We start from the raw sequence: 7,072 nt of genomic DNA, 5'->3' as shown, positions 1-7,072 counted from the left end.
GCGCTGAGCCTGCACGGACTCTCCGTGGTTGAAGAGCGCGCAAGGGCCGCCGCGGCCCTGCAACTCGACGGCGAACAACGAGTGCTCGACGTGGCGATCAGCCCGCGGACCAGCGCCGTCGACCGCATCCCGTCGGATTCCGGGGCCGCCCCGGATTGTTGAGCGGGCATAAACCTATTCACGAAACCGGACTCCCGAGGGTTCACTGATTTCCGGGTAGCCCGTCCAATCTGCAGGAACCGTCCCCGACCGCGCGCAACGCCGTCGTAGATGAGCAGAACCACGGTGTCGAGTTCACTGCAGTCATGGTCACGAGACCGGAGATGTTGAGCGTGCTCGCGAGCGCCTCATCCACCGTGCGCGGCGCGGGCAGGAAGCTGCGCATTCCCACCGCGTCGAACCCGGATCGGCGATGACCTCGTCACCCGACGGTCAAGTCACCGTGCATGTTCGAATGATACGTGCAATGGAACGGGTAGGTACCGGGTGTCGGCGGCACCGTCAATGTTGCGGTCTCGCCGCCCTCGATCTCGACGTCGAACGTGCCGCCGGTGTCCGCGGTCACCGTGTGTTCGGCCGTGTCGCTGTTGCGAATGGTGACCTGCGCGCCGGGCGCCACCGTGGCGGGCACCGTGTACGCGAATCCCGAGATGACGATCTCGTTCGTTCCCGCCGCCACCGCCCCTTCGGAGGACGGCATCGCCGTCGTGTCGGTGATCGTCGGGGTGGGTGCGTAGTCGACGGTGCTGCCGCCGTCATCGCTGCAGGCGGTGAGCGCACACGCCGCGACGACGGCAGCCGCCAGCAGAGCTGCGGAGAGCTTCATACCCGATACCACGAATCATCGACCCATTCCGTTCACCAAACACGTGAGAGAAATTTCGCCCGCCCCGGTGAACCTGATCGGACAGTCGTTCGGGTGTATATCCAGAGGGCGACCGGACGTTTCCCCGACCGACACGACACGGGGTCGCATGAGCGCCACCCAATCCCGAGATGAACAGYGACTGGTCGGGTCGTTTTGTGCAGTGCTGATCGGCCTGGCAGCGTTCACCTGTGTGGGCGCAGCCCTGGAGCTGGCATCGCTGCGCCACTGGAACGAATTCGATCAGTTCATCCCCTGGTTCGTCCTCGCTCCTGTGGCGGTGGGCATCGTCGGGCTGCCTGATTTGGCCACCGAACCACGAGGGCACGCGGCTGTTCGACGCGGCTGAGGCGATCCGGCAGCGCATCGGCCGGGGTCCGGTTCAAGATCTACCAAGTCCGCTACGAGGCCTCCTGGCCGAGTTGCGTGCGCGATGGGCGACCACGATTTTGACGATGTGTGGGCGGAGGGTGCTGCTCTGTCCACCGGCGCAGCGATCGCCTACGCTCGGCGCGGTCACGGTGAACGCAGACTGCCGACGAGTGGCTGGGCTCACTCACACCGACCGGGTGACATCGTCGACCTGGTCAGCGGGCAGCAAGGAGATTGCCGCGCGGCTTTTGTCTCGTACAGTGCCACCTCACCCATGTCTTCACCAAACTCGGCCTCACTTCCCGCGTACAACTCGTCCAAGACGTTGTCCGTCACGCCTGACCGGCAGCGCCGGGCGCGCAGCAAAGGACATACCGTCATGCGTGTCGGTGCCGGTCCACAGTCGTGCAGGTTGAGACCGGCTTCTAGGAATTGAAGCGTGCCGCTGTCGCCGGATGCGCCGATGTGACAGGGCGGGGTGTGCCCGGATCAGGCGCCGGCTGCGTGGATCAGTGCCTGGCGCTGGTTGGCTCCGAGTCCACCGATCCGTCGGGTCTCGGCGATCGACAATTCTTCGAGGAGTTCTGCGGCTTTCACCGGTCCGACGCCGGGGAGCGCCTTGAGCAGGGCAGTCACCTTCGTCTTCTTCACGGTTTCGTCGGTTTCGGCTTTGGCGAGGACTTCGGCGATGCTCAGCTCGCCGGATTTCACGGCGGAGAGGAGTTCGCTACGCGCTTTGCGGGCTTCTGCGGCCTTCGCCAGTGCCTCGGCGCGTTGTTCCGGGGTCAAGACAGGCAATGCCATGAGGTGCTCCTTGCTGCTCTGTTCGGCCAGATCGCCTGGCCGGCTGTGGTGATGATCGTGCCAGGTGAGGCCATGACGATGTGCGCGTGGACCGGGCGGGTCGTGCACAGCTCATGGCCGCAGTGCTTGCACGCGGATGCCCGGGGTGCTGATCTGAGCTCTGCGCGGCCCTCTCTCCGACCGGCGTGTAGGTGAAGGGTGAGCAGAGGGATGACAGGGCTGCCGATCCCGACTGGTCCCCGGCATCGTCGATCCGGAAGCCCGCCTGGCGCCGCCACCGCCGCTGGCGCGTTCGTGTGCCTGGGTGGCCGAGGGATGAGCTACACCGAAGGCATTGAGCAGGTGGGTTGCGGGATCCCGTGACGAGGTAGCTGTTCCGCTCCGTGTCGGCTGTCACGTCGGTGGTGTTTGTCGTTGCCCTCAGATGTTGGAGGCGTCTGGTGGGAGCTCTGCCGGCGGCAATGGGGATCCACCCAGTTCGGTCGTGGTCGGGCAGGGGAGATCGAGGGTGTAGGCGGTCATCGACAGCGAGCCGTATGCGTAGCCGTCGACCAGGACATCGATGTCGGGTTTCAGTGAGGCGGCCGCCAGCCCGGCCAGGTACAAGGCGGGGATGAAGTGGTCCGGAGTCGGTACCGCCTGGGTGAAGTCGCGGTGGGCGTCGAGTGTCGCGAACTCGGTCGGGTTGGTGAGCATCCGAGTCTTGGCGTCTTCGTTGAATCGCCTGGCCCAGTCGTAACCGTCGTCGGCGAGTGTCCAGTTCATGCCGCGGAGGTTGTGGACGACGTTGCCGCTTGCGACGACGAGTACGCCGCGCTCGCGCATCGGGGCCAGCTTGGCGCCGAGTTCGAGGTGGTAGTCCAGGGGTTTGTCCGCGTTGATACTCAGCTGGACGACGGGAATCGTGGCGTCGGGGAAGGCGTGGACGAGTACCGACCAGGTGCCGTGGTCGATTCCCCAGCTGTCGAGATCGGCACCGACCCAGGTGGGGTGGACGGTGTCACTGATCTCGGTGGCGAGTTCGGGCAGTCCTGGTGCGGGGTATTGCACGTCGAACAACTCTGGGGGAAACCCATAGAAGTCGTGGATGGTGCGCGGCCGCGGCATGGCGGTGACCGCGGTCGCGTTGATGTACCAGTGCGCGCTGACGACCAGGATCGCGCGGGGGCGAGGCACCGCCTGCCCGAACGCCTTCCAAGCGGCGGTGTAGCGGTTGATCTCGACTGCGTTCATCGGGTTGCCGTGTCCGATGAACGCCGCCGGCATGACGAGGTTCGAGCCTGTCTCTGCGTTCACGATTTGTCTCCAGTCCGAGGCAATGTCATTGTCCTCGACTTTCCGGCATGGCGGTGACCCGCCACGCTGACGCGATTTGCCCGCCGATCGGAGTCGTACTATCGGGTTGTTCGTCGCCCGTCTGGCGTGTGTCCGTCGGCGGTTGTCCTTCCGAGCGTTTACCTGTGGCCGTTTTATCTTGCCGGACAGGGAAATTTCTCTAGAAAGGACCCGATTCAGAAACCGGTGGGGGACCCCGACTTAGGTTTGCTTTAGGCTCCGTGAGATTAGTATTCAGCCCCCGGACCGCCCGTTACGTGATCGGGACGCGGTGGTTGACGGCGAGCAGCAACCGGTCGACTCGACCCTGCCGCTAATGGCCGGCGGGATATCCTCGTCAGCGGTAATGTCGTCGACGCGCCGACCGGCGATCGCCCACAGTTTGGTGGTTCGTGATCAAGGGCCCGTTCTGGCTCGCCATCATCGGGATCGTGCTATTTGGTGGCATAGCCAGCAGGAGTTGGCACAACTGTGCGGGTGAGTGACTCAAAGCCAGCCCCGGCGACAGGACACCGGCGCGGATCGAACACCCGGATCATTCCCGGTCGGCGTTAAGTGATGCATCTCAACCAACTCGACGCCGTGGTGAACGCAGCCCGCACCGCAGGAGCGCGGCCCGAGCTGCACAACCTCGGCGGCGTGCAGGGCCCTGATCCCGACCAGGGTCAGCGACTGGTTGGCCGTCGTGGTGTTCCTGCCCGTCGCGCTGGTGGCCAACCTCATGGCGGGTCAGGCCAGATTGCGCCGCGGAGGCGGTTCTGCGCCGCCGGGAGGCGGACGCGAGCCGGGATGAACTCGCGATCCTCGCCGAACACCAGGCTTCACTGCGTCGAGTGGCAACATTGGCGGCGCGTGGGGTGAGACCCTCGGAGGTCTTCACGGCGGTGGCCGAAGAATTGGCGCTCTGGCTGCGTGTGGTCGACGCCGTGCTTCGGTACGAGGGGGACGGCACCGGGACGTTGGTCGCGGTTCGATACGAGCCGGGGGTGACTGGGATGCCCGTGACCGGGGACAGGATCTCGACGGTGGGCGGCGACGTCGGGGCGATCGTGTTGCGCACCGGCCACGGCGCCCGGATCGACAACCACGCACACGTCGGTGGGGCGGTTGCTACGCGTATTCGTGCCGAGGGCTTCGGTTCGATCGTGGGAGTCCCGATCGTCGTGGACGAACGGGTGTGGGGCGCGGCGATCGTCGGATCGCGGCGCACCGAGCCGCTGCCCGCGGACACCGAGGCCCGACTCGGTGACTTCGCCGATCTCGTCGCGACCGCGATCGCCAATGCGGCGACCCGTGCGAATTGATCGTCTCGCGGGCCAGGATCGTCGCGGCCGCCGACGAGGCGCGCCGCCGCCTGGAACGTGACTTGCACGACGGGGCCCAGCAGCGGCTGGTGTCGCTGGGACTCGAGGCGCGTATGGCGGAGGCGTCGGTGCTGGCCGAGTGGGTGGACGTGAGGGAGCAGTTGTCGGCCGTCGCCTTGGGGCTCAGGGGTGTGTCGGAGGATCTGCGGGAACTCTCGCACGGGATCCATCCGGCGATCCTGTCGAAGGGCGGGCTGGGGTCGGCTGTGCGGACGCTGGCTCGTCGTTCGGCAGTCCCCGTTTCCCTCGAACCGAGCGGAATGCGATGATGGTCGACACTCCGGACGTCGCTCTTTTGACCGACATTCGCATGTCGCAAGCATTGGATCGGAGGAAAACTCGGGACGGTTCAGAAATAGACTTCTTGCAATTCATGAATCGATCCGCTGTCTCCCTCGAGTTCGACGAGAGACCCGTCCCGTAAGACGTACATCCGATCACAGACGCTGGAGAGGGTCTGGATGTTTTGATCGACGACAAGCACACCCTCGCCGCTTTCGCGGGTGAGCCTCACTAACACTTGGAGAGCTTCGCTGGTGGCCTTGGGGGATAGCCCCAGGCTGAGTTCATCTACCATCAAGATGGAAGGCTTGGCGGCAAGTCCTCGGGCTATCGCGAGCATCTGTTGTTGGCCACCACTCAACAACCCGGCGGGGCGCTGCAATAGCGGCCTGAGTGCGGGGAATCGGCTCAGAATGTGATCTAGGTCCTCGTTGGTCAATTTGTGTCCGACCGCCACGGCGCCGACCTGTAGGTTCTCTAGCACGGACAGTGATCCGACGACGCCCCTACCCTCGGGCACGTGGATCAATCCGGCCCTGGCTGCGTCCACCGGTGACGGGGGAACGGTGACCGAGTCCATGTTGACCAGGCCATTACCGCGACCGATCATTCCGGACAGGGCTCGTAGCAGTGTCGTCTTCCCTGCGCCGTTACGGCCTGTAAGCCCCACGAGTTCCCCTCGGGAGACATGTAGCGAGACTTTGTCGAGGACGCGCGCCGGCCCGTATCCTACGGTCAGGTCGGTAACCCGCATCCCCTGTGACGACAGATCCGTGCCAGATCTTTCCGGCTGTAGCATTTCCGGATCTGCCAGGGAGCTATCAGCCGGTTCGCCCGGAGAGCAGAGGGCTGGTTCTCCTGCTGTAGACCCAAATTCACCCGCCAGGTTCAGCAGTTCGGCAGGCTGGCCGATGAAGGCTTCCAGTACCCGCTCGTCGCTTGTGACCTGCTCCGGATGGCCGGAGGCTAGTATCTTCCCCCCGTCGAGTACGGTGACGGTATCGGCCACCCGCCGAACAAAGGCGACATGGTGCGCGACAAGTAGGATCGTTACGCGTCCATTGGAACGAAGTTTGAGTATCGCGTCTTCAACAATGTGGATCTCCTGTTCTCCCAGTCCGGCAGTGGGCTCGTCGAGGAGCAAGATCGTCGGCTCTGCCACGAATGACCTAGCCAGGTCGACCAGTTTCCGGTCAGCTAGCGAGATTTCATCGGCTCTCTTATTCCAGGTGGACTCTGAAACCCCGACCAGGCGCAGAGCCTCTTCGCACCTTGCTCGAGTATCAGCGTCTGCGTTCCGCCCGAGGGTAGGGCGTAGCAGATCCACGAGCAACCAGCGCCGTTGCTGGCTCAGGAGTCCTAGTGCGACGTTCTCGACTGCGGACAAATCGTCGACGAGCGACGGATTCTGAAAGGTCCGCCCTACTCCAGCAGCACGAATCTCCGGTGGCGACAGCTTGGTAGTTGCAAGGCCATTGACTCGGATTTCCCCACTCGTCGGTCGGAGTAGACCGGTGACGGCGTTGATCAGCGTCGTCTTACCAGCACCGTTTGGGCCGATCAGGGCATGGATCTGTCCTGGGGTCACGGTGATGTCGACTCCACTCAGTGCATGTACTCCATCGAAAGCGACACTCACGTCGGCAATCTCCATTGCGGCCGCTGCAGTCGCTGCCATGTCGCATTCGCCGGCAATTCTCCGGCCAGAGTCCACCTCTGGGACATCGAAAGCCTCGGATGATGTATCGCAGGCTTCCATGCTTCCGGACTCGCCGCCCGTGCCAGTCAAAGTTCGCGGACGACTTGGTAGCCGCTTCGTGGTAGCACCGCCCCACCTGGACAGGGCGCCCAGGATTCCCGCCGGAGCCAGCACAACAAAGACAAGAAAAGTGATACTCGCGTATAGGGCCTGGTTCTCAGGAGCGCCTTGAAAGATGGAGGGTAGTGCCGCAAAAAAGAGTGCACCGAGCAATGGTCCCAATAATGTTCCTTGTCCTCCCACGACAACCATCGCCACCAGGGTGATAGATACCGCGGCAGAAAATGAAAA

General features: G+C 64.0%; 6 protein-coding genes and 1 pseudogene. 2 read left to right on the top strand and 5 right to left on the bottom strand.

Annotated elements, in window-relative coordinates; genetic code table 11:
• Nucleotides 1-202: 202 nt before the first annotated feature.
• Both AC1DWT_RS48655 and AC1DWT_RS48650 read right to left on the bottom strand, forming a co-directional pair.
• Nucleotides 203-391 carry a hypothetical protein gene (locus tag AC1DWT_RS48655; RefSeq protein ID WP_477926007.1) on the bottom strand — a complete coding sequence of 63 codons (189 nt, stop codon included), beginning with the start codon at nucleotides 389-391 and terminating at the stop codon, nucleotides 203-205.
• Between the two features lie 30 nt (nucleotides 392-421).
• The gene (locus tag AC1DWT_RS48650) at nucleotides 422-826 is read right to left on the bottom strand and encodes a cupredoxin domain-containing protein (protein ID WP_206015742.1); all 405 of its coding nucleotides are present in this window, start codon (nucleotides 824-826) and stop codon (nucleotides 422-424) included.
• A gap of 148 nt (nucleotides 827-974) precedes the next feature.
• Here AC1DWT_RS48650 and AC1DWT_RS48645 point away from each other — a divergent pair, with 148 nt between their 5' ends.
• A complete protein-coding gene (locus AC1DWT_RS48645) occupies nucleotides 975-1,214 on the top strand; it encodes a hypothetical protein (RefSeq protein WP_477926006.1) in 240 nt (79 codons plus the stop codon).
• A gap of 512 nt (nucleotides 1,215-1,726) precedes the next feature.
• Here AC1DWT_RS48645 and mihF read toward each other — a convergent pair.
• Together mihF and ygiD are read right to left on the bottom strand one after the other, a co-directional pair.
• Entirely contained in the window at nucleotides 1,727-2,041 is a 315-nt protein-coding gene (mihF, locus tag AC1DWT_RS48640; protein ID WP_206015744.1) for an integration host factor, actinobacterial type, read from the bottom strand.
• 420 nt (nucleotides 2,042-2,461) lie between these two features.
• Complete coding sequence (ygiD, locus tag AC1DWT_RS48635; protein WP_206016298.1) at nucleotides 2,462-3,307, bottom strand: 4,5-DOPA-extradiol-dioxygenase; 846 nt, start codon at nucleotides 3,305-3,307, stop codon at nucleotides 2,462-2,464.
• A gap of 718 nt (nucleotides 3,308-4,025) precedes the next feature.
• On the opposite strand from ygiD, the pseudogene AC1DWT_RS48630 reads away from it, so the two are divergent.
• Nucleotides 4,026-4,991: pseudogene (locus AC1DWT_RS48630) on the top strand (histidine kinase); the annotation flags it as partial.
• Between the two features lie 98 nt (nucleotides 4,992-5,089).
• Here the strand turns inward: AC1DWT_RS48630 and AC1DWT_RS48625 are convergent.
• Nucleotides 5,090-7,072, bottom strand: a 1,983-nt coding sequence (locus tag AC1DWT_RS48625) for an ATP-binding cassette domain-containing protein (RefSeq protein WP_477926005.1), incomplete at its 5' end; no start/stop codon positions are given.

Source organism: Rhodococcus sp. P4_B6 (assembly GCF_056402215.1).
Note: the sequence above shows the minus strand (reverse complement) of the source record. Positions and strands in the feature narration are given on the sequence as shown.